The organism is Streptococcus oralis (assembly GCF_026782375.1).
Lineage (GTDB): Bacteria > Bacillota > Bacilli > Lactobacillales > Streptococcaceae > Streptococcus > Streptococcus oralis_CL.
Genome location: NZ_JAKUWJ010000002.1, coordinates 187068 through 209159, shown reverse-complemented (window position 1 = coordinate 209159; position 22092 = coordinate 187068). Strand labels below are relative to the sequence as shown.

Annotated in this window: 14 protein-coding genes and 2 pseudogenes; 15 read left to right on the top strand and 1 reads right to left on the bottom strand. The window is 42.6% G+C overall.

Annotation, left to right across the window (positions count from 1 at the left end):
* Positions 1-17 precede the first annotated feature (17 nt).
* From dnaB to MK409_RS06540, 14 genes and pseudogenes are all read left to right on the top strand, one after another.
* Positions 18-1370, top strand: a complete 1353-nt coding sequence (gene dnaB, locus MK409_RS06610; RefSeq protein WP_268705744.1) for a replicative DNA helicase — start codon at positions 18-20, stop codon at positions 1368-1370.
* 1 nt (position 1371) lies between these two features.
* Positions 1372-1647: a Veg family protein gene (locus tag MK409_RS06605; RefSeq protein ID WP_268705743.1), complete on the top strand. Its 276-nt coding sequence runs from the start codon at positions 1372-1374 to the stop codon at positions 1645-1647.
* Between the two features lie 90 nt (positions 1648-1737).
* On the top strand, positions 1738-2847 hold the full coding sequence (locus MK409_RS06600; RefSeq protein WP_268705742.1) for an SH3 domain-containing protein: 1110 nt from the start codon (positions 1738-1740) through the stop codon (positions 2845-2847).
* 107 nt (positions 2848-2954) lie between these two features.
* Positions 2955-5744 carry an SIALI-17 repeat-containing surface protein gene (locus tag MK409_RS06595; RefSeq protein ID WP_268705741.1) on the top strand — a complete coding sequence of 930 codons (2790 nt, stop codon included), beginning with the start codon at positions 2955-2957 and terminating at the stop codon, positions 5742-5744.
* Between the two features lie 128 nt (positions 5745-5872).
* Positions 5873-8506 carry a DNA polymerase I gene (polA, locus tag MK409_RS06590; RefSeq protein ID WP_268705740.1) on the top strand — a complete coding sequence of 878 codons (2634 nt, stop codon included), beginning with the start codon at positions 5873-5875 and terminating at the stop codon, positions 8504-8506.
* 113 nt (positions 8507-8619) lie between these two features.
* Positions 8620-9165, top strand: a pseudogene (locus MK409_RS06585) (ABC transporter permease); the annotation flags it as partial.
* A 38-nt stretch (positions 9166-9203) separates the two neighbouring features.
* A pseudogene (locus MK409_RS06580) lies at positions 9204-9940 on the top strand (ABC transporter substrate-binding protein).
* Positions 9940-10668: an ABC transporter ATP-binding protein gene (locus MK409_RS06575; protein ID WP_268705739.1), complete on the top strand. Its 729-nt coding sequence runs from the start codon at positions 9940-9942 to the stop codon at positions 10666-10668. Before MK409_RS06580 ends, MK409_RS06575 begins: the two are co-directional and overlap by 1 nt.
* A gap of 204 nt (positions 10669-10872) precedes the next feature.
* A complete protein-coding gene (locus MK409_RS06570; protein WP_326845913.1) occupies positions 10873-14994 on the top strand; it encodes a Spy0128 family protein in 4122 nt (1373 codons plus the stop codon).
* Between the two features lie 171 nt (positions 14995-15165).
* Positions 15166-15624 (top strand): CtsR family transcriptional regulator, encoded by a 459-nt coding sequence (locus MK409_RS06560; protein WP_001211258.1) that lies wholly within the window; start codon positions 15166-15168, stop codon positions 15622-15624.
* 1 nt (position 15625) lies between these two features.
* On the top strand, positions 15626-18058 hold the full coding sequence (locus MK409_RS06555) for an ATP-dependent Clp protease ATP-binding subunit (RefSeq protein WP_268705738.1): 2433 nt from the start codon (positions 15626-15628) through the stop codon (positions 18056-18058).
* Between the two features lie 145 nt (positions 18059-18203).
* Entirely contained in the window at positions 18204-19262 is a 1059-nt protein-coding gene (locus MK409_RS06550) for an AAA family ATPase (protein WP_071851763.1), read from the top strand.
* A gap of 9 nt (positions 19263-19271) precedes the next feature.
* A complete protein-coding gene (gene pnuC, locus MK409_RS06545) occupies positions 19272-20051 on the top strand; it encodes a nicotinamide riboside transporter PnuC (RefSeq protein WP_215804229.1) in 780 nt (259 codons plus the stop codon).
* A 1-nt stretch (position 20052) separates the two neighbouring features.
* Positions 20053-20826 carry an NUDIX hydrolase gene (locus MK409_RS06540; protein ID WP_268705737.1) on the top strand — a complete coding sequence of 258 codons (774 nt, stop codon included), beginning with the start codon at positions 20053-20055 and terminating at the stop codon, positions 20824-20826.
* Positions 20827-20898: 72 nt separating this feature from the next.
* On the opposite strand, the gene MK409_RS06535 is transcribed toward MK409_RS06540, so the two are convergent.
* The gene (locus MK409_RS06535; protein WP_268705736.1) at positions 20899-21129 is read right to left on the bottom strand and encodes a hypothetical protein; all 231 of its coding nucleotides are present in this window, start codon (positions 21127-21129) and stop codon (positions 20899-20901) included.
* 265 nt (positions 21130-21394) lie between these two features.
* Here MK409_RS06535 and MK409_RS06530 point away from each other — a divergent pair, with 265 nt between their 5' ends.
* The gene (locus MK409_RS06530; RefSeq protein ID WP_268705735.1) at positions 21395-22078 is read left to right on the top strand and encodes a hypothetical protein; all 684 of its coding nucleotides are present in this window, start codon (positions 21395-21397) and stop codon (positions 22076-22078) included.
* Positions 22079-22092 lie beyond the last annotated feature (14 nt).

Below are 22092 nucleotides of genomic sequence, written 5' to 3'. Positions count from 1 at the left end.
AAAGGAAGGAAAGTCGGATGGCAGAAGTAGAGGAACTGCGAGTTCAACCTCAGGATATTTTAGCAGAACAATCTGTTCTTGGGGCTATTTTTATAGATGAGAGTAAGCTCGTTTTTGTCCGAGAATATATTGATTCTCGCGACTTCTTTAAGTATGCTCATCGGTTGATTTTCCAAGCGATGGTAGATTTGTCGGATCGTGGGGAAGCGATTGATGCGACGACGGTTCGAACGATTTTGGATAGCCAAGGCGATCTCCAAAATATTGGTGGCTTGTCCTATCTTGTTGAAATCGTCAACTCGGTACCAACTTCAGCTAATGCGGAATATTATGCTAAAATTGTAGCGGAAAAGGCTATGCTACGTCGCTTGATTTCCAAGTTGACAGAGTCTGTCAACCAAGCTTATGAGGCTTCTAAGCCTGCAGATGAAATCATCGCTCAGGCTGAGAAGGGACTCATTGATGTCAGTGAAAACGCCAATCGTAGTGGTTTCAAGAATATTCGAGATATTCTGAATATCAACTTTGGGAACCTAGAAGTTCGGTCACAACAAACTACGGATATCACTGGTATTGCAACGGGCTACCGTGATTTGGATCATATGACGACAGGTCTCCATGAGGAGGAATTAATTATTCTAGCGGCGCGACCAGCGGTTGGTAAGACAGCCTTTGCTTTAAACATTGCGCAGAACATCGGGACTAAGTTGGACAAGACGGTTGCCATCTTTTCACTGGAAATGGGTGCGGAAAGTCTAGTAGACCGTATGTTGGCGGCCGAAGGATTAGTGGAGTCCCATTCTATCCGTACAGGTCAATTGACTGATGAGGAGTGGCAAAAGTATACCATTGCTCAAGGGAACCTAGCCAACGCGAGTATCTATATCGATGATACACCAGGGATTCGGATCACGGAAATTCGCTCTCGCTCACGTAAACTGGCTCAAGAAACAGGCAATCTAGGCTTGATTTTGATCGACTACCTACAGCTTATTACAGGTACTGGTCGCGAGAACCGCCAACAAGAAGTCTCTGAAATTTCTCGTCAGTTAAAAATCCTAGCTAAAGAGCTAAAGGTTCCAGTCATTGCTCTTAGTCAGTTATCTCGTGGAGTGGAACAGCGTCAGGATAAGAGACCAGTCTTGTCTGATATTCGTGAATCGGGTTCCATTGAGCAGGATGCGGATATCGTAGCCTTTCTATACCGTGAAGACTACTATGATCGTGCGGGTGAAGAAGAGGAAGGAATTCCAAATAACAAGGTAGAGGTTATCATCGAGAAAAACCGTAGTGGAGCTCGTGGAACGGTGGAATTGATTTTCCAAAAAGAATACAATAAATTTTCAAGTATCTCAAAGAGGGAGGCATAAGATGTCAGATGCATTTACAGATGTAGCCAAGATGAAAAAAATCAAAGAAGAGATCAAGGCGCATGAGGGACAAGTCGTTGAAATGACTTTGGAGAATGGCCGTAAGCGCCAAAAAAATCGATTGGGTAAGCTAATTGAGGTTTATCCATCCCTATTTATCGTTGAATTTGGGGATATTGAGGGAGACAAACAAGCCAATGTCTATGTCGAATCCTTCACCTACTCAGATATCTTGACAGAAAAGAACTTGATTCGCTATCTAGACCAAGAATCATAAAATGAAGTGAGCTTTGCTCACTTTTTTCTTTTTCTCCCGAATAGTATAAACGAGGGTAACCTCGGAAATTTATATCACTAAGGAGAATGAATGACGTTTTTTAAATCAGGAGTTAAGAAGAGTAGATGTACTCAGTTGAGTGTAGGGCTGGCTACTTTGTTCGTTACGAGTACCTTTTTGTTTGGTGGGGAATCGGTTCAGGCCGACAGTGTAGCGCGTGGTGATGACTATCCACTTCACTACAAAAATGGTAGTGTTGAAATCGATCAATGGCGGATGTATTCTCGCCAGTGTACATCTTTTGCGGCCTTTCGTTTGAGTAGTGTAAATGGCTTTGAGATTCCTCCTGCCTACGGAAATGCGAATGAATGGGGACATCGGGCAAGGAGAGAAGGTTATCGTGTGGATACTAAGCCAGAAGTTGGGGCTATTGCTTGGTCGACAGAAGGTTATTATGGGCACGTGGCCTGGGTATCAAATGTGTTAGGGGATACGATTGAGATCGAAGAGTATAACTATGGAGTGCGAGAGAGGTATAACCGTCGAAAAGTTAAGGCTAGCACCATGACAGGGTTTATTCATTTCAGGGATTTGTCCTCAAGTCGTGGAGTTAGCGAGGGAGCTCGCGGGTTAGAATTTTCGTCAAGTGGGACCATGGTCTTCACAAGAAAAATGCCAATTAGGAATCAACCATCAAGCGAAGGACAAGTCATTGATTATTACTATTCTGGGGAAAGTGTGCATTACGATCAGATCCTTGAAAAAGATGGGCATAAATGGCTCAGCTATCTATCTTACAGTGGTGCTAGACGATACGTTCAGTATGAGGAGTTAAGCGCTTCAGAAAATGGTTGGAAGAAAGAAGGTAGTGTTTGGTATTACCAAGAGGACGGTAAACTAGCGACTGGATGGAAAAAGGTCAATGGCAATTGGTATCATTTAAAAGAAAATGGGGTCATGTCAAGTGGCTGGGTTAAAGACGGCTCTCATTGGTATTACTTGAAACCAACGGGTCAGATGCAGACGGGATGGCTTAAAGACAAGGGAACTTGGTATTATTTAGAGGAATCTGGTCGGATGAAAGCCAGTCAATGGTTCCAAGTCTCTGGTAAACATTACTATGTTGATTCTTCGGGGGCCTTAGCTGTTAATAGAGTAGTTGATGGGCACAAACTCGATAGTAATGGGGAGAGAATCTGATTTGCTCAATTTAATCATGGAAGTTTGAGTTGTTTAGGAAAGGAGTTGACGAAGAATGTACAATATAATATAATAATTACAAAAAGTAAAAAGAGGGGCGTTGTCTAATGGGCAAGAAGAAAGTTATTTTAACGAGTTTAGCAAGTGCAGCTGTTCTGGGAGCTGGTGTATTCGTTTCACAACCTTCAGTAGTTAAGGCAGATGGGGGAAAAGTAGAGGAGCAGGCAGCGACTCCCACACAACCACAAACTGCGCCAGAAGGTGAGAGCGGTGATCAAACTGAAAAGGGATTAGAAAACGCTAGTCCAGCTAATCCTGAAGCAACAAGTCTAGCCAAGATGACCAAAGAAGAATTGATGCAGGCTTTGGATGAGTTAGAAGAGCAGGCTATCAGTGATATCGAGGATAAGGAAGCGATTGAGGACAAAGAAGCTGCAGTTAAGGCTGTGAAGGAATATATCGGTAAGCTGTATATTTCAGATACCCTTGAGTCTGGAGAGCTCAGTTTAGACAATATTATCGCTGAATTACCAGAAGGTGCAGAAGATAAGGCTGTGGTAACAGGCCCTGAAGTTCAAACTAATAAAAAATTGTCTACTGAGGAGAAGGCTCTACTAGACCAGGCTGAAAAAGATGCCAAAGAACAAGTTTCTCAAGCGACAGGTGCTCTGGTTCAAGCCCTAGAATCTCTTGAAAATGCTGTAATTGAAGATATTAAAAAAGACGCTTCAATCACCGATAAAGAAGCGGCTATCAAAGAAGCCAAAGAAGAGATTGGTAAAGAAGATCTTCTGAAGGCTATTGCAGATGAGGATTTGGAGATTGGTGATGTTATTGTAGATTGGCCAGCAGATACGAGCGAGCATAAGACGGAAGCTGAGCCTGTCTCAGAATTCACAGATGAAGATCAAGCTAAGTTAGATGAAGCTGATAAAGAGGCCCAGGTTGAGGCCGCTAAAGTTCGTTCAGATTTACTCGCTACCTTAGAAAAAATTGAACAAGAGACAATTGATGACCTGAACAAGGATGCTTCTATCACTGATAAAGAAGCGGCCATTAAGGCAGCTAAAGAAGTAATTGGTAAGGACGCCGTCTTGAAAGCTATCGAAGAAGGTGACCTTGACGCGTCAGACTTGTTAGCTGACCTCTTGGCAGGGGAAAGCGATCAGGTAACACCAGCCGAAGCGAAGACTCAATCACAACTTTCTAACCAAGTTCAAGCCAAACTCGCTGCAGCGGACAAGGAAGCAGCTGAGGAAGCCAAAGCCCACAGCGAATTGTTGACAACCCTTGAGAGTATCGAACAATCAACAATCGAAGACATCAACAAAGACGCCTCTATTACTGACAAAGAAGCAGCGATTAAGGCAGCTAAAGAATTGATTGGCAAGGACGCTATCTTGAAAGCCATTGAAGATGGCGATATCGAAGCGTCAGACTTGTTAGCTGACTTCTTGGCAGAGGAAAGCGATCAGGTCACCCCAGCTGAAGCGAAGACTCATTCTCAACTTTCTAGCCAAGACCAAGCCACACTTGCTGCAGCGGACAAGGAAGCAGCCGAGGAAACCAAGAAAGAGGAAGAAGCTAAGAAGGCAGCAGAAGCCAAAGCCCATAGCGAATTGTTGACAATCCTTGAGAGTATCGAACAATCAACAATCGAAGACATCAACAAAGACGCCTCTATTACTGACAAAGAAGCTGCGATTAAAGCAGCTAAAGAATTGATTGGCAAGGACGCTATCTTGAAAGCCATTGAAGATGGCGATATCGAAGCGTCAGACTTGTTAGCTGACTTCTTGGCAGAGGAAAGCGATCAGGTCACCCCAGCTGAAGCGAAGACTCATTCTCAACTTTCTAGCCAAGACCAAGCCACACTTGCTGCAGCGGACAAGGAAGCAGCCGAGGAAACCAAGAAAGAGGAAGAAGCTAGGAAGGCAGAAGAAGCTAAGAAAGCCGAGGAAGCTAAGAAGGCAGAAGAAGCTAAGAAAGCCGAAGAAGCTAAGAAGGCAGAGGAAGCTAGGAAGGCAGAGGAAGCTAGGAAAGCAGAAGAAGCTAAGCGTCCAGAAACAAATACCAAGAAACAAGAACTTTTGAAATTAGAGAAAAAAGTTATTAAAATTAAAGAACAAATCTCTATTTCAAAAATGAATGGTGTTGAAAATAATCAAGTAAAAGAATTGCAACAAGCATTGGCAGACTATGAGGATGCCATTAAGACTCTAAGTAGTGTCATGTCGGCTGTTCTTGAAATTGAAGACTTTAAAGGTGGAGTGAATGCAGTTGAAGCTGCGACTACAGAATTGCCAGAATACAAGCAAGGTGTAAACGCGGTAGAAGCTGCAGTAAATGAACTCCCAGTCTATGCAGAAAGCGGTGCTCCAGCAGTAGCGAATGTTCCAGTTTATGCAGAAAGCGGTGCTCCAGCAGTAGCGAATGTTCCAGTCTATGCAGAAAGCGGTGCTCCAGCAGTAGCGAATGTTCCAGTTTATGCAGAAAGCGGTGCTCCAGCAGTAGCGAATGTCCCAGTTTATGCAGAAAGCGGTGCTCCAGCAGTAGCGAATTTCCCAGTTTATGCAGAAAGTGGTGCTCCAGCAGTAGCGAATGTCCCAGTTTATGCAGAAAGCGGTGCTCCAGCAGTAGCCAATATTCCAGCCTATGCTGAAAAGATTGAACCAGCAGTAAACGAAGTTCCAGAATATACTGGCAGTGCGGTTCCTTTGGCTACAAATTCTACTCTCGGTACGAAACAAGATCGTACTTACAAAGCTCCTGCAGCAACGGATGAGCCGCTCCTTCCAAATACTGGAAGCCAAGACACCTCAGCAGTCGGATCGCTCGGATTTATCAGTCTCCTTCTTAGTTTGCTACCATTTGCAAAGAGAAGATTGAACAAATAAATTGCCTAACATCGATACAAGAAAAGGATTCGTAGAATCCTTTTCTTTTTATGGAGAAATAGGGACAAGTCCACGTTTTTCAGCTCTTTCCGATGGTATTTTTCCTTGCTTTCCTTTATAATGGGAGTATGGACAAGAATAAATTATTATTAATTGATGGATCTTCTGTTGCTTTTCGAGCTTTTTTTGCGCTCTATCAGCAGTTGGATCGGTTTAAAAATGCTAATGGTCTTCATACCAATGCAATCTATGGCTTTCAACTCATGTTGAATCATGTCTTAGAGCGGGTTGAGCCCAGTCATGTTTTGGTAGCCTTTGATGCAGGCAAGACGACTTTCCGAACAGAGATGTATGCAGACTACAAGGGTGGCCGAGCTAAAACTCCAGATGAGTTTCGTGAGCAATTTCCCTTCATTCGTGAGTTGCTAGACCATCTTGGAATTCGCCATTATGAGTTGCCACAGTATGAAGCAGATGATATCATTGGAACTCTTGGTCGCTTGGCTGAAAAGGAATCTTTTGATGTAACAATCGTCAGTGGAGATAAAGACTTAATTCAGCTGACGGATGAACATACGGTAGTTGAGATTTCTAAGAAAGGTGTCGCCGAGTTTGAGGCCTTTACCCCAGAATATCTCATGGAAAAGATGGGACTCACACCAGCTCAGTTCATTGATCTTAAGGCTCTTATGGGGGATAAGTCTGATAATATCCCTGGTGTCACGAAAATCGGTGAAAAGACAGGTATCAAGCTCTTGCTGGAGCATGGTTCGCTTGAGGGTATTTATGAACATATCGATGGGATGAAGGCTTCTAAGATGAAGGAAAATCTCATCAATGACAAGGAACAAGCCTTCCTATCTAAAACCTTGGCGACCATTGAAACTCAGGCACCAATTGAGATTGGCCTTGATGATTTGGTCTATAGTGGACCGGATGTGGAAAATCTCGGAAAATTCTACGATGAAATGGGCTTCAAACAACTCAAGCAAGCTTTAAATGTTTCGTCAACGGATGCGCCTGAAAGTTTGGATTTCACTATTGTTGACCATGTCAGTCATGACATGCTGAGTGCCAACTCTATCTTCCACTTTGAACTTTTTGGTGAAAACTACCATACAGATGACTTGATTGGTTTTGCCTGGTCTTGTGGGGATAAACTTTACGCTACAGATAAACTTGAGCTCTTGCAGGAGCCTATTCTCAAGAATTTTCTAGAAAAAACACCTCTGAAAGTGTATGACTTTAAGAAAGCTAAGGTTCTTTTAAATCGCTTGGACTTGAACCTGCAGGCCCCTGCTTTTGACAGTCGCTTGGCAAAATACTTACTCTCAACAGTCGAGAATAATGAAATTTCAACCATTGCAAGTCTTTATGGTCAGACTTACATAGTCGATGATGAGACCTTTTACGGCAAGGGGGTCAAGAAGGCAATTCCTGAACGGGAAAAATTCTTGGAACATCTAGCTCGCAAGGTTGCGGTATTGGTTGAAACCGAACCTGTTTTACTTGAAAAACTCAGTGAACATGGACAGTTAGATCTCCTCTATGACATGGAACAACCTCTGGCTTTTGTCCTTGCCAAGATGGAAATCGCTGGAATTACAGTCAAGAAAGAGACCTTGCTTGAGATGCAGGCTGAAAATGAGGTCGTCATTGAGCAGCTCACTCAGGAGATTTATGAACTAGCTGGTGAGGAGTTTAATATCAACTCGCCTAAACAGTTGGGCGTGCTTCTCTTTGAAAAGCTCGGCCTTCCTCTAGAATACACCAAGAAAACCAAGACAGGTTACTCAACAGCCGTGGATGTGCTAGAGCGTCTGGCTCCTATTGCACCGATAGTTAAGAAAATTCTAGACTACCGTCAGATTGCTAAGATTCAATCCACCTATGTGATAGGCTTGCAGGACTGGATTTTGGATGATGGCAAAATCCACACGCGCTATGTGCAGGATTTGACTCAGACAGGGCGTCTGTCTAGTGTGGATCCAAACTTGCAAAATATTCCTGTACGTTTGGAACAAGGCCGCCTCATTCGTAAGGCTTTTGTCCCTGAATGGGAGGATAGTGTCTTGCTCAGCTCGGACTATTCACAGATTGAGTTGCGCGTTTTGGCGCATATCTCTAAGGATGAGCACTTAATCAAAGCCTTCCAAGAGGGAGCAGATATCCATACCTCGACGGCCATGCGGGTCTTTGGAATTGAACGCCCTGAGGATGTGACTCCAAACGATCGTCGCAATGCTAAGGCCGTCAACTTTGGAGTGGTTTACGGAATTTCAGATTTTGGCTTGGCAAACAATCTTGGTATTAGTCGTAAGAAGGCCAAAGCCTACATTGATACCTATTTTGAACGTTTTCCTGGGATCAAAAACTATATGGAAGAAGTGGTACGTGAGGCGCGTGATAAAGGCTATGTAGAGACCCTCTTCAAGCGTCGTCGCGAGTTGCCAGATATCAATTCGCGCAACTTTAACATTCGTGGTTTTGCAGAGCGAACTGCTATTAACTCCCCTATCCAGGGATCGGCGGCGGATATTCTCAAAATTGCTATGATTCAACTAGATAAGGCTTTAGTAGCGGGCGGTTATCAGACCAAGATGCTCTTACAAGTGCATGATGAAATCGTCCTTGAGGTTCCGAAATCAGAACTAGCAGCCGTTAAAGCTCTAGTGAAACAAACCATGGAAGAAGCCATCCAACTCAGTGTTCCACTCATTGCTGATGAGAATGAAGGAGCAACTTGGTACGAAGCTAAATAAGAAAGTTATGAAAGAGTTTGAAGCATTTGCCTTCAAACTCTTTTTCATAGTTTTCTGTAAGCAGTTTCCGTGACTTTTCCTAGTATTTGCGTTACTATATTTCCATATAAGATATGGGTGTCTTGATTGCCTGTCTCATGGCTGTGCTCATGGATAGTCTCTCTTGGCTCAATGATCTTATCTATCCCATGATGGTGGTTATCCAGACCATTCCGACCATTGCCATAGCACCTATCTTGGTCTTGTGGCTAGGTTATGGGATATTGCCCAAGATTGTCTTGATTATTCTGACGACAACCTTCCCTATTATTGTTAGTATCTTGGACGGTTTTAGACATTGTGACAAGGATATGCTGACCTTGTTTAGTCTGATGCGAGCAAACCCTTGGCAAATCCTGTGGCATTTTAAAATCCCTGTCAGTCTGCCTTACTTTTATGCAGGTCTGAGGGTCAGTGTCTCCTACGCCTTTATCACAACCGTGGTGTCTGAGTGGTTGGGAGGTTTTGAAGGTCTTGGTGTTTACATGATTCAGTCTAAAAAACTGTTTCAGTATGATACCATGTTTGCGATTATTATTCTGGTGTCGCTTATCAGTCTTCTGGGTATGAAGCTGGTCGATATTAGCGAAAAATATGTGATTAAATGGAAACGTACCTAAAAATAGAGCGTTTTCGAAAAAGAAAAGAGGAAATGAAAATGAAGAAAACATGGAAAGTGTTTTTAACGCTTGTAACAGCTCTTGTAGCTATCGTGCTTGTGGCCTGTGGTCAAGGAACTGCTTCTAAGGACAACAAAGAAGCAGAAGTTAAGAAGATTGACTTTATCCTAGACTGGACGCCAAATACCAACCACACGGGACTTGGAATGACCCAACGGAACTGGCTATGTTGAAAACCTTGGTAGAATCACAAGGTGGAGACTTTGAAAAGGTTGAAAAAGTACCAAACAACGACTCAAACTCGATTACACCAATTGCCAATGGCGTTTTTGACACTGCTTGGATCTACTACGGTTGGGACGGTATCCTTGCCAAATCTCAAGTTGTAGACGCCAACTTCATGTACTTGAAAGACTATGTCAAGGAGTTTGACTACTACTCACCAGTTATCATCGCAAACAACGACTATCTCAAAGACAATAAAGAAGAAGCTCGTAAAGTCATCCAAGCTATCAAAAAAGGCTACCAATATGCCATGGAACACCCAGAAGAAGCGGCTGATATCCTGATCAAGAATGCCCCAGAACTCAAGGAAAAACGTGATTTCGTCATCGAATCTCAAAAATACTTGTCAAAAGAGTATGCTAGCAACAAGGAAAAATGGGGACAATTTGATGCTGATCGCTGGAATGCCTTCTACAAATGGGATAAAGAAAATGGTATCCTCAAGGAAGACTTGACTGATAAAGGATTCACTAACGAATTTGTAAAATAATGACAGAAATTAGACTAGAACATGTAAGCTATGCCTACGACAATGAAAAGATTTTAGAGGACATTAACCTACAAGTGACTTCAGGTGAAGTGGTTTCTATCCTAGGTCCAAGTGGTGTTGGAAAGACTACTCTCTTTAATCTAATCGCAGGGATTTTAGAAGTCCAGTCAGGAAAAATTGTCCTTGATGGAGAGGAGAATCCCAAGGGGCGCGTGAGTTATATGCTACAAAAGAATTTACTCTTGGAGCATAAGACAGTCCTTGGCAATATTATCCTGCCCCTCTTGATTCAAAAGGTTGCTAAGGCAGAAGCCATTGCTAGCGCGGATGAAATCCTTGCGACCTTCCAGTTGACAGCCGTAAGGGACAAGTATCCTCATGAACTCAGTGGTGGGATGCGGCAACGTGTGGCCTTGCTCCGTACCTACCTTTTCGGACACAAGCTCTTTCTCTTGGATGAGGCTTTCAGCGCCTTGGATGAAATGATCAAGATGGAGCTCCATGCTTGGTATCTGGAGATTCACAAACAGTTGCAACTGACAACCTTGATTATTACCCACAGTATCGAGGAGGCCCTCAATCTCAGTGACCGCATCTATATCCTAAAAAATCGGCCTGGGCAGATTGTTTCAGAAGTTAAACTAGATTGGTCCCAGAGCGAAGACAAGGAAGTTCAAAAAATTGCCTATAAACGTCAAATCTTAGCGGAATTGGGATTAAATACGTAGCCTTTTAGGAAATTAGTATATATTAAATACAAGCGAAATCCTTGCCTGGATTTAATTGTTTCAAAGCTGATGAACATACATGATTAGGCTTAATATTTAAATGAATAATAAGTTAATATAAAAACCGAATCATTTTAATTGACATTCTGTCAAGGTTCTGTATAATATAATTGAACCATTATAGACAATAAGGAGGATAATGTGGTGAAAAAGAGAACTAGCAAACTCTTTCGTGGCTTGATGGCCTTGCTACTGGTTGTGTCGGTCTTTTTGCCTGCACTAAGACTTAATGGAGTAGTTAGTGCTGCAGAAAAAACTGAATCAGAGTACACTTTGACTACAGAACCGACGATTAATACGAACCGATTAGTCGATCATGCCAAATATGGTGAAGGTAAGTTCTATCTTAAAACAACTTACGCATTCCCAGACAATGTAACTCTGAAAAACGGTGATTTCATGGTTTATCACGTTCCAAATGAGTTTAAAATCGAAGTAGATTCTAGTACAGATTTGAAAGCTCCGAACGGTGAAACGATTGCATCGCTGACAACAGAGAAGGCAACGAATACTGCTAAGATTACAGTAACAAACGAAGAGTACTTTAAGAAGTTTAATGAGAACAAACAAATTGTTGCATCATTTACTGTAGTATGGGCAGACCATGTTGAAAAGAACAAGGAATATGAAATCAACATTCCTGGTGCAGGAGTTTACCATTTGACTCGTATCGTTCCAGACGTTGACCCAACTGGATTTACTAAATGGGGGGTTCAAGACTCAGGTGATCCTAACTATGTAAACTGGCGTATCCGTGTTAACCGCTATGCAAAATCTTACACTGGTGTTAATATCCAAGATACTATTCCAGATGGGCAAGTTCTTGCAAGTGACATTACAGGATACTACTTCCCAGATTGGGAAAATGGTTATGGAAGAACAAAATTGGATAAGGCTCATGTACAAGTAACCGATAAAAATCATTTTACAATTACACCTAATGGTGATGGAACCTTAGATTATAAAGGGCTTTATATCATGTATCGTACTCGTTTGACTAAACCAGTCAATCCAGTTACTAAACGTGTATTGAACAATGTAACTGTCACTACAAACGAGGAAGCCCAACCAATAGAATTTGAAGGTTTTGCACCAATTACAACTACTGACGGTATTGGTGTAGGTGCCAAATCGGATGAGGTTGCTCTAGAAGTGACTAAGAAACTTAATGGTAAAACTCTTGAAAAAGATGCATTTAGTTTCCAACTGCTAGATGATCAGGGTAATGTTTTACAAACTGTCAAAAATGATGAAAATGGTAAAGTGAAGTTTGAGGCAATCAAATACAAAGAAGCAGGAACTTTTAACTATACCATTAAAGAAGTTAATGATAACAAACCTGGATACACTTATGATGCGAACGTCCTTAAAGCGACTGTAACAGTAGAAGATGTTTTGGGTGAAAAATTAGCGAGCGTCAAATTTGAAGATTCTAAGAAAGAATTTACAAACACATACGCTGCTAAAAAAGCAACAGTTCAACTTGAAGCTAAGAAAGTCTTAAAGGGTAAAGCTCTTGAAGCTGGTCAATTTGAATTTGAGTTGAAAGAAAACGGAACAGTTCTCCACACTGTTTCAAACGATGCAAACGGTAAGATTCAATTCCCAAAACTTACCTTCACAAAAGAAGAAACTCGTACATTCACTATCTCTGAAAAAGCAGGTGATGTAGCCGGAGTTGAATACGATCCAAATGCTTATGAAGTAACAGTAGTCGTTAAAGATAACGGTCAAGGTCAACTTGTCGCAACTCCAACAGGTGCTGAAAACCTTACTTTCACAAACGTTTATAAAGCTAAACCAGCTAAAGAAACTATCACAGCTACTAAAGTCTTGAACGGTAAAGCGCTTGAAGCAGATAAATACGAATTCGAACTTAAAAAAGGTGAAGAAGTCGTTGCGACAGCTACAAACGCTGCAGACGGCACCGTTACTTTCAAAGAAATTGAGTTCGAAACAGCAGGTGATTACACTTACACTATCACTGAAAAAGCAGGTAGTGAAAAAGGTGTGACATACGATACTGCTAAACACGAAATTAAGGTAAAAGTTACAGATAACGGCCAAGGACAACTTGTAGCAACAGTTACAGATAACAACCCAACCTTCACCAACACTTATAAAGCAGCTAAAACAAGTGCAACTATCAAAGCTAAGAAAGTCTTGGATGGTAAAGCTCTTGAAGCTGATAAATACGAATTCGAGCTTAAAGAAGGTGACAAAGTCGTTGCAACAGCTAAAAACGCTGCAGACGGAACTGTTACTTTCAAGGAAATCGAATACAAAGAAGCAGGCGACCACACTTACACTATCTCTGAAAAAGCAGGTAGCGAAGGCGGTGTGACATACGACACTGCTACACATGAAGTGACAGTAAACGTTACAGATAACGGCCAAGGTCAACTTGTTGCGGCTGTTACAGGTAACAACCCAACTTTCACCAACACTTATAAAGCAGCTTCAGCAAAAGCTACTATCACAGCTAAGAAAGTCTTGAATGGTAAGGCCCTTGAAGCTGGTAAATATGAATTCGAACTTAAAGAAGGTGACAAAATAGTTGACACAGCTACAAACGCTGCCGACGGTACTGTGACTTTCAAAGACATTGAGTACGCAGCAGTAGAAAACCACACTTACACTATCTCTGAAAAAGCAGGTGATGTAGCCGGAGTTGAATACGATCCAAATGCTTATGAAGTAACAGTAGTCGTTAAAGATAACGGTCAAGGTCAACTTGAGGCGGCTGTTACAGGTAACAACCCAACTTTCACCAACACTTATAAAGCAGCTTCAGCAAAAGCTACTATCACAGCTAAGAAAGTCTTGGATGGTAAGGCCCTTGAAGCTGGTAAATACGAATTCGAACTTAAAGAAGGTGACGAAGTCGTTGCGACAGCTAAAAACGCTGCCGACGGTACTGTTACTTTCGAAGATATCAAGTACACAGCAGCAGGCAACCACACTTACACTATCTCTGAAAAAGCAGGTAGCGAAGCAGGTGTGACATACGACACTGCTACACATGAAGTGACAGTAAACGTTACAGATAACGGCCAAGGTCAACTTGTTGCAGCTGTTACAGGTAATAACCCAACCTTCACAAACACTTATAAAGCAACTTCAACAACAGCTACTATCACAGCTACTAAAGTCTTGAATGGTAAAGCTCTTGAAGCTGACAAATACGAGTTTGAACTTAAAGAAGGTGAAAAAGTCGTTGCGACAGCTAAAAACGCTGCAGACGGTACTGTGACTTTCGAAGATATCACGTACACAGCAGCAGGTGAACACACCTACACTATCTCTGAAAAAGAAGGTAGTGAAGCAGGTGTGACATACGATACTACTAAACATGAAGTGACAGTAAACGTTACAGATAACGGTCAAGGCCAACTTGAGGCAGCTGTTACAGGCAACAACCCAACCTTCACCAACACTTATAAAGCAGCTTCAACAACTGTAAACATCACGGCTAAGAAAGTCTTGAATGGTAAAGCTCTAGAAGCTGGTAAATATGAGTTTGAACTTAAAGAAGGTGACAAAGTAATCGGAACAGCGACAAACGCTGTAGACGGTACAGTTGCTTTCGCAGGTATTGATTACAAAGAAGCTGGTGAGCACACTTATACTATCTCTGAAAAAGCAGGTAGCGAAGCCGGTGTGACATATGACACTGCTACACATAAAGTGACTGTTAAAGTTGTTGATAACGGTGCAGGCAAACTTGTTGCGACTGTAACTGACAACAACCCAACCTTCACCAACACTTATGTTGCGTCTTCAACACAAGTAATTTTCTCAGCTAAGAAAGTCTTGAAAGGTAACGAACTTGCAGAAGGTCAGTTTAAGTTTGAACTTAAAGAAGGTGACAAAGTCTTTGAGACAGCTACAAACGCTGCAGACGGTACTGTTACTTTCAAAGCAATTGATTTCGCCAAAGCAGGTGTCTACACTTACACTATTACTGAAGTAAAAGGTAACGATGAGAATATCAAATATGATGAGAATTCTTACAAAGTGACAGTTGAAGTGGTTGACAACGGTGCAGGCAAACTTGTTGCGACTGTAACTGACAACAACCCAACAATCACTAACACGTATACTGCACCTAGCGAAGAAAAGCCTAAGGAAGATCCTAAGGGTGAACAGCCTAAGAAAGATTTGCCAAACACTGGTGGAGCAGACTTTACAGCATTCTCTACTATTCTTGGTCTAGTTCTTGCAGCTTTGGCAGGACTTGTATACCGTGCTAAAAAAGTTGACTAATCTTAACTTTGAATAAAGCAAAATGATGGTGACCGTTTTACGGTCCCATCTTTTTGTGTTGGATAGTTTATAATAATCTGCACAACTTGTTCCCTTTTCCTTTAAAAAAATCAAAAATTTCGGTATAATAGTCAAAGATAGTCAAGGTTCAAAGAAGGAGTTTGATTTACTATGAGATTTAAAAATACATCAGATCATATCGAAGCCTATATCAAGGCAATTTTAGACCAGTCTGGTATCGTGGAATTGCAGCGGAGTCAGTTGGCGGATACCTTTCAGGTTGTGCCTAGTCAGATCAACTATGTCATCAAGACCCGTTTTACTGAAAGCAGAGGTTACTTGGTTGAGAGCAAGCGCGGTGGCGGAGGCTACATTCGCATCGGACGGATTGAGTTTTCTAATCATCATGAGATGCTCCGCGATTTGCTTTACTCGATTGGTGAGCGAGTTAGTCAGGAGATTTACGAGGATATTCTCCAGCTTTTGGTGGAGCAGGACTTGATGACCAAGCAGGAGATGACCTTGCTGACTTCTGTAGCAACAGATCGTGTCCTAGGGGAAGAATCCTCAGTTGTCCGTGCCAATATGCTCCGACAACTATTACAAGAGGTAGATAGAAAAGAGAAGTAAGATGAATTATTCAAAAGCATTGAATGAATGTATCGAAAGTGCCTACATGGTTGCGGGCCATTTTGGAGCCCGATATCTAGAGTCTTGGCATTTATTGATTGCCATGTCCAATCACAGTTACAGTGTGGCAGGTGCGACTCTAAATGATTACCCATACGAGATGGATCGTTTAGAAGAGGTTGCTTTGGAATTGACTGAAACGGACTATAGCCAAGACGAAACCTATACGGAATTGCCCTTTTCCCATCGTTTGGAGGTTCTCTTTGCAGAAGCAGAGTATGTGGCCTCAGTGGTCCATGCTAAGGTGCTAGGGACAGAGCATGTCCTCTATGCGATTTTGCATGATGGCAATGCCTTGGCAACTCGCATCTTGGAGAGAGCAGGCTTTTCTTATGAAGACCAGAAAGATCAGGTCAGAATTGCTGCTCTTCGTCGCAATTTAGAGGAACGTGCAGGTTGGACAAGAGAAGACCTTAAGGCTTTGCGTCAACGCCATCGCACGGTAGCAGACAAGCAAAATTCCATGGCCAATATGATGGGCATGCCACAGAATCCTAGTGGCGGTCTAGAGGACTACACGCATGACCTGACGGAGCAAGCGCGCTCTGGCAAGTTAGAGCCAGTTATTGGTCGTGACAAGGAAATCTCACGTATGATTCAGATTTTGAGTCGAAAGACAAAGAACAATCCTGTATTGGTTGGAGATGCTGGTGTCGGGAAAACAGCTCTGGCCCTTGGACTTGCCCAGCGTATTGCTAGTGGGGATGTACCTGCGGAAATGGCCAAGATGCGCGTTTTGGAGCTTGATTTGATGAATGTTGTTGCGGGGACACGTTTCCGTGGAGATTTTGAAGAGCGCATGAACAATATCATCAAGGATATCGAGGAAGACGGTAAAGTAATCCTCTTTATCGATGAACTCCACACCATCATGGGATCTGGGAGCGGTATTGACTCGACTCTAGATGCGGCCAATATCTTGAAGCCAGCCTTGGCACGTGGAACTTTGAGAACAGTTGGTGCCACCACTCAGGAAGAATACCAAAAACACATCGAAAAAGATGCAGCCCTTTCTCGTCGTTTTGCCAAAGTGACGATTGAAGAGCCAAGTTTAGCTGACAGTATGACCATTTTGCAAGGTTTGAAAGCGACCTATGAGAAACACCACCGTGTGCAAATCACAGATGAAGCTGTTGAAACAGCTGTTAAGATGGCGCATCGTTACTTGACCAGTCGTCACTTACCAGACTCTGCCATCGATCTATTGGATGAAGCGGCAGCAACAGTGCAAAACAAATCCAAGCAGATGAAAGCAGACGAATCCGACTTGAGTCCAGCTGACAAGGCCTTGATGGATGGCAAGTGGAAACAAGCTGCCCAGTTAATCGCAAAAGAGCAGGAAGTCCCTGTCTATAAAGACTTAGTGACAGAATCTGATATTTTGACCACCTTGAGTCGTTTGTCAGGTATTCCAGTCCAAAAGCTGACGCAAACAGATGCTAAGAAATACCTGAACTTGGAAGCAGAGTTGCATAAACGGGTCATCGGACAAGATCAAGCTGTTTCAAGTATTAGCCGTGCCATTCGTCGCAATCAGTCAGGAATTCGCAGTCACAAGCGTCCGATTGGTTCCTTTATGTTCCTAGGGCCGACAGGAGTCGGTAAGACCGAATTGGCAAAGGCTCTGGCAGAAGTTCTCTTTGATGACGAATCAGCCCTTATCCGCTTTGATATGAGTGAGTATATGGAGAAATTCGCAGCTAGCCGTCTCAATGGAGCTCCTCCGGGCTATGTAGGCTACGAAGAAGGTGGGGAGTTGACAGAGAAGGTTCGCAACAAACCTTACTCCGTTCTCCTCTTTGATGAGGTAGAGAAGGCCCACCCAGATATCTTTAATGTTCTCTTGCAGGTTTTGGACGACGGTGTCTTGACAGATAGCAAGGGACGCAAGGTGGATTTTTCAAATACCATTATCATCATGACGTCAAACCTTGGTGCGACAGCCCTTCGTGATGACAAGACGATCGGCTTTGGCGCGAAAGACATTCGTTTTGACCAGGAAAATATGGAAAAACGCATGTTTGAAGAGTTGAAAAAAGCTTATCGACCAGAGTTTATTAACCGTATTGATGAAAAGGTGGTCTTCCATAGCTTGGATAGCGAACACATGCAGGAAATCGTTAAGATCATGGTTAAACCATTAATTGCTAGCCTGGCAGAGAAAGGCATCGACTTGAAACTGCAAGCTTCAGCGTTGAAGTTACTAGCAAGCCAAGGTTATGATCCAGAAATGGGAGCTCGCCCACTTCGCAGAACCCTGCAAACAGAGGTGGAAGACAAGTTGGCAGAACTCCTTCTTAAGGGGGAACTGGTAGCAGGCAAGACTCTCAAGATTGGTGTTAAAGCTGGTCAATTAAAATTTGATATTGCTTAAAAATGGAGAGTCAGGAGTAATCCTGATTCTTTTTTGCTACTTTTTTATAAAAAATGATAAAAAACTATTGACAAAACAAAAATATAGTATATAATAAAAACATAGAAAATAAAAATATCAAAAATTATAAAAAGGTAAAACATTTATGAAAAAGAAAACAGCAGTGGTATTTGGGACCTTTGCCCCTCTCCATCAAGGGCATATCGATCTGATCCAGCGAGCGAAGCGTCAGTGTGACCAGGTCTGGGTAGTCGTGTCAGGATATGAGGGAGACCGAGGGGAGCAGGTAGGTTTAAGTCTTCAAAAACGATTTCGCTATATCCGAGAGGCTTTTCGTGATGACGAATTGACCTCTGTCTGCAAGCTGGATGAGACCAACCTTCCCCGTTACCCTATGGGCTGGCAGGAGTGGTTGGACCAGATGTTAGCGGAGATTTCCTATGATGAAACCCAGCAAGAACTGACTTTCTTTGTGGGAGAAGCAGACTACCAGCAAGAACTAGCTAAACGTGGATTTGGCACTGTCTTGCAAGAAAGAAAGTTTGGTATCTCAGCGACTATGATTCGAGAAAATCCAAGCAAATATTGGAAATACATCGCTCAACCCTTCCGTCGTCAGTTTACAAAGAAAGTGTTGATTATGGGAAGTGCCAGTAATGGGAAGACCACTCTGGCCAAGGATTTGGCAAGGTATTACGATGCGCCCGTTAGTCTGGAATACGCGCGTGAGTACCAGATCAAAAACAATGTCCGGGACGATGAATTGACTCCAAAGGATTACTATTATCTCCTTTTAGGGCAGTATGACCAGACCTCCAAGTTAATCGACAGCAATGCCAATCGAGGCCTTGTGATAGCCGATACTAACTCCTTGGTAACCAAGGGCTACTATGATTATTACATGGAGACAGAGGACCAAGGGGACTTATCAGGAGAAACCTTTGACAATCTCTTTGTTTCGATCTTGGCCAAGGAAAAATGGGATTTGATTCTCTTTGTGCAGCCTGTTGGCTCCTATGTCAATGACGGATTTAGAGATATGACCATGGCAGAAGACCACATTCGCTACAGTTTTTCCCAGCATTTGGACCAAATGAGGGAGCGATACTTAACCACCATTCCACTAGTTTATCTAGCGGAGGATTATCTAGGCAATTATGAAGCAGCAAAAGTGGCTATTGATGCCATTTACCAAGCAGATTAGGAGAAAATTATGAAAACAGTAACTAAAAAAATCACACAATTTATCGAAAACTTTAACAATGTCCATGCTGAAGCCCGTAAGATTGGTTTTGCAGGAATCATGCGCTTGCTATGGAAAGATCTCTTTGTCGGCCGTAGCCTTTTCCAGTGGTTGTATCTTATCGCCTTATCAAGTGTTCCCTTGATCTTAGAGTTCACGCAAAATACAGAAAGCCATGACTGGTTGAGCTTGTTTGCATCCTGGACTGGGATTGTCTGTGTTATCTTGGTAGCAGAAGGGCGTGCGAGTAATTATCTCTTTGGGGCCATTAACTCGGCTATCTATTTGATTTTGGCCATGAATGCGACTTTTTATGGTGAAGTCTTGACGACCGTTTACTTCTTTGTCATGCAGCCGATTGGTCTCTATGCTTGGTTGTCCAATCGTATCAATGAACAGGAAAAACCAGAAGAATCCCACTTTGAAGCTAAGAAATTATCTGTTATTGACTGGCTCAAGTACTTGGCCTTGACTGCCATTATCTGGATTGGTATGGGCTTGGCTTATCAAAGTATCAATAGCGCTCGCCCTTTCCGTGATAGTGTTACTGATGCGACCAATGGTGTTGGACAGCTCTTGATGACACGTCTCTACCGTGAGCAATGGATTTTCTGGATTGCAACCAATCTCTTTAGTATTTATCTCTGGTGGGGTGAAAATATCCACATCCAAGGGATGTACTGGGTTTACACACTCAACAGTCTAGTGGGTTGGTACCAATGGACCAAGGCAGTTCGAAAGGAGGCATAAGATGGCAGACATAAAGATTCCAGAAGGGATGACGGAAAAAGAATATTATGAAATCCATGCCAGTCAGGAGGAGTTTTTAGACTGGTACTACAGGCAGGAACTCCCTCAATATGAAAAACCAAGTGTGACAGTGGATATGGTAGCCTACTGCTTTGTCGAAGGAAAGATCAAGCTCCTGCTGATCCGTCGCAAGGCCCACCCTTATCAGAACTGTTTGGCTTTGGTTGGGGGCTTTATGGACAAGGGGGAAGATGCTGCACATGCCTGCCAGCGTGAGGTGAGAGAAGAAGTTAGTCTCGATCTACCTTTGGAAAAAATCGAGCAATTGATGACCGTATCGACTCCCGGGCGTGACCCCCGGGGCTGGACAGTGACCATTGCCCACTTAGTGTACCTACCTAGTCGTGCCTTAGACCTCGTTCAGGCAGGTGACGATGCCAAGGATGTGGTTTTTGTAGATGTCGATTTTCAGACAGGCAAATGCTACCTAGATGGAGTCGAGCTGGAGGAGCAAGCCTTCGCCTTTGACCATTATGCCATTATCCAAGAATCCATCAAACGAATTCAAGGCCGTCTCGACTGGAATCCGACCTTCCTCTATCTGCTGGAGGAGGAGTTCACTGTCTACGAGGGGACTGAATTGGTCAATCTCATCAACCCTGGTCGCCCAATCGTCAGCAATAACTTTCTCGTAAAATACGGCGAATATGTAGAAGAAGTCGGACTCAAACGAGTGCCTAAAAAGAAACCAAGGAAAACCTATCGATTGAAATAAAAAGTGAGGTCGGGAAAAGTTCCCGACCTCTTTATGTACCATCATGAGATAGTTTTGTTGTTGCGATTGCTTTTAGGTGTGCCTATCTTTCTTAGGATTGCTCAACATATGAGTAAAGAAGTCTTTGTATCGATACTTGAGATAGTTCTCATGTAAAAATAACAAAGCGATATAGACAATCATAAAGATTATCGTCAGATAGAAGACATCAAATGCAGTTCGCGCATAGTAAGTGGCTGATTGATAAGAGCCAATAGCTCCCAAAATCAACCAAGGAAGATACTTGTAATACTTATTTAGCATAAGAGCATACCTCCTATATTCTATTTCAATGTTATTATATTCCTTTGTCTAATACAATGCAAGCGATTACACAAAGGTGGTGTAAAAAATAGGACTCTTATCTAAAAAAATTTCCTATTTTTTCGTTTCGATTACGAATAGAGATAGTAGAGAATAATTTTTAAAATAGTTTCTCTAAATGGTTGACAGATTCAAAGTCCAATGTTACAATTATATTACAAAAAGATTTCCTAACATTTCAAAAATGTTACAAAGGAGTAGAAAAATGAAAAAGAAAACCTATATCAAATTGATGGCAGCGACTGTATTGGCTTCTACCTTGCTACTAGGAGCTTGTGGAAATAAAAACGAAACCACTCAAAGCAGCAGCTCTGCAAAGACAAGCCAATCATCAAGTTCTAAAGCAGCTTCTTCTAACAAAGAAAGCAAGACTCAAAAATCTTCAAGCTCAGCTTCATCTGAAAAAGCTCAAGAATCTTCTGATCAGTCTTCTACAACGGCAGATCAGTCACAAGCGAAATCAGCACCTGAATCAAGACAAGAACAAGCAACTCCTAGTCAACCAGCCCCTTCTCAGGCTCCGTCAACCCAGCAAGGTTCTCAAGCCCAGTCTAACCAGTCAAGCTATGATCCAACAACTGACCGCAAACTTCAAGACAAGCAAGCAGAACACAACAAACGCTACAAGGGAGTTTTAACCATGGTGGATGGTGATTTCTCAGCTGCAGCAGGCAACTGGAAGGGAGCGAATGGCGAAACTATTACGGTTTCATCAGGGGGCCAATTTACAGTAGAAACTGCAGATGGAAAGAAAGAAAACTATTCTATCAGAGGCTACTCTTACACTCTTGATGATGGTAAGTATAATGCCAAAATCGGTGGAGGAAAAATCATCCAAATTACAACAGGTGCGGATGGTAAAGTTTCAAGCGTTGCCTTGATTCAATAATAGTATCTAGGTTT

Coding starts and splice junctions, on each gene's coding strand:
- dnaB (WP_268705744.1), top strand. CDS start 18: ATGGCAGAAGTAGAGGAACTGCGAGTTCAACCTCAGGATATTTTAGCA.
- MK409_RS06605 (WP_268705743.1), top strand. CDS start 1,372: ATGTCAGATGCATTTACAGATGTAGCCAAGATGAAAAAAATCAAAGAA.
- MK409_RS06600 (WP_268705742.1), top strand. CDS start 1,738: ATGACGTTTTTTAAATCAGGAGTTAAGAAGAGTAGATGTACTCAGTTG.
- MK409_RS06595 (WP_268705741.1), top strand. CDS start 2,955: ATGGGCAAGAAGAAAGTTATTTTAACGAGTTTAGCAAGTGCAGCTGTT.
- polA (WP_268705740.1), top strand. CDS start 5,873: ATGGACAAGAATAAATTATTATTAATTGATGGATCTTCTGTTGCTTTT.
- MK409_RS06575 (WP_268705739.1), top strand. CDS start 9,940: ATGACAGAAATTAGACTAGAACATGTAAGCTATGCCTACGACAATGAA.
- MK409_RS06560 (WP_001211258.1), top strand. CDS start 15,166: ATGAGATTTAAAAATACATCAGATCATATCGAAGCCTATATCAAGGCA.
- MK409_RS06555 (WP_268705738.1), top strand. CDS start 15,626: ATGAATTATTCAAAAGCATTGAATGAATGTATCGAAAGTGCCTACATG.
- MK409_RS06550 (WP_071851763.1), top strand. CDS start 18,204: ATGAAAAAGAAAACAGCAGTGGTATTTGGGACCTTTGCCCCTCTCCAT.
- pnuC (WP_215804229.1), top strand. CDS start 19,272: ATGAAAACAGTAACTAAAAAAATCACACAATTTATCGAAAACTTTAAC.
- MK409_RS06540 (WP_268705737.1), top strand. CDS start 20,053: ATGGCAGACATAAAGATTCCAGAAGGGATGACGGAAAAAGAATATTAT.
- MK409_RS06535 (WP_268705736.1), bottom strand. CDS start 21,129: ATGCTAAATAAGTATTACAAGTATCTTCCTTGGTTGATTTTGGGAGCT.
- MK409_RS06530 (WP_268705735.1), top strand. CDS start 21,395: ATGAAAAAGAAAACCTATATCAAATTGATGGCAGCGACTGTATTGGCT.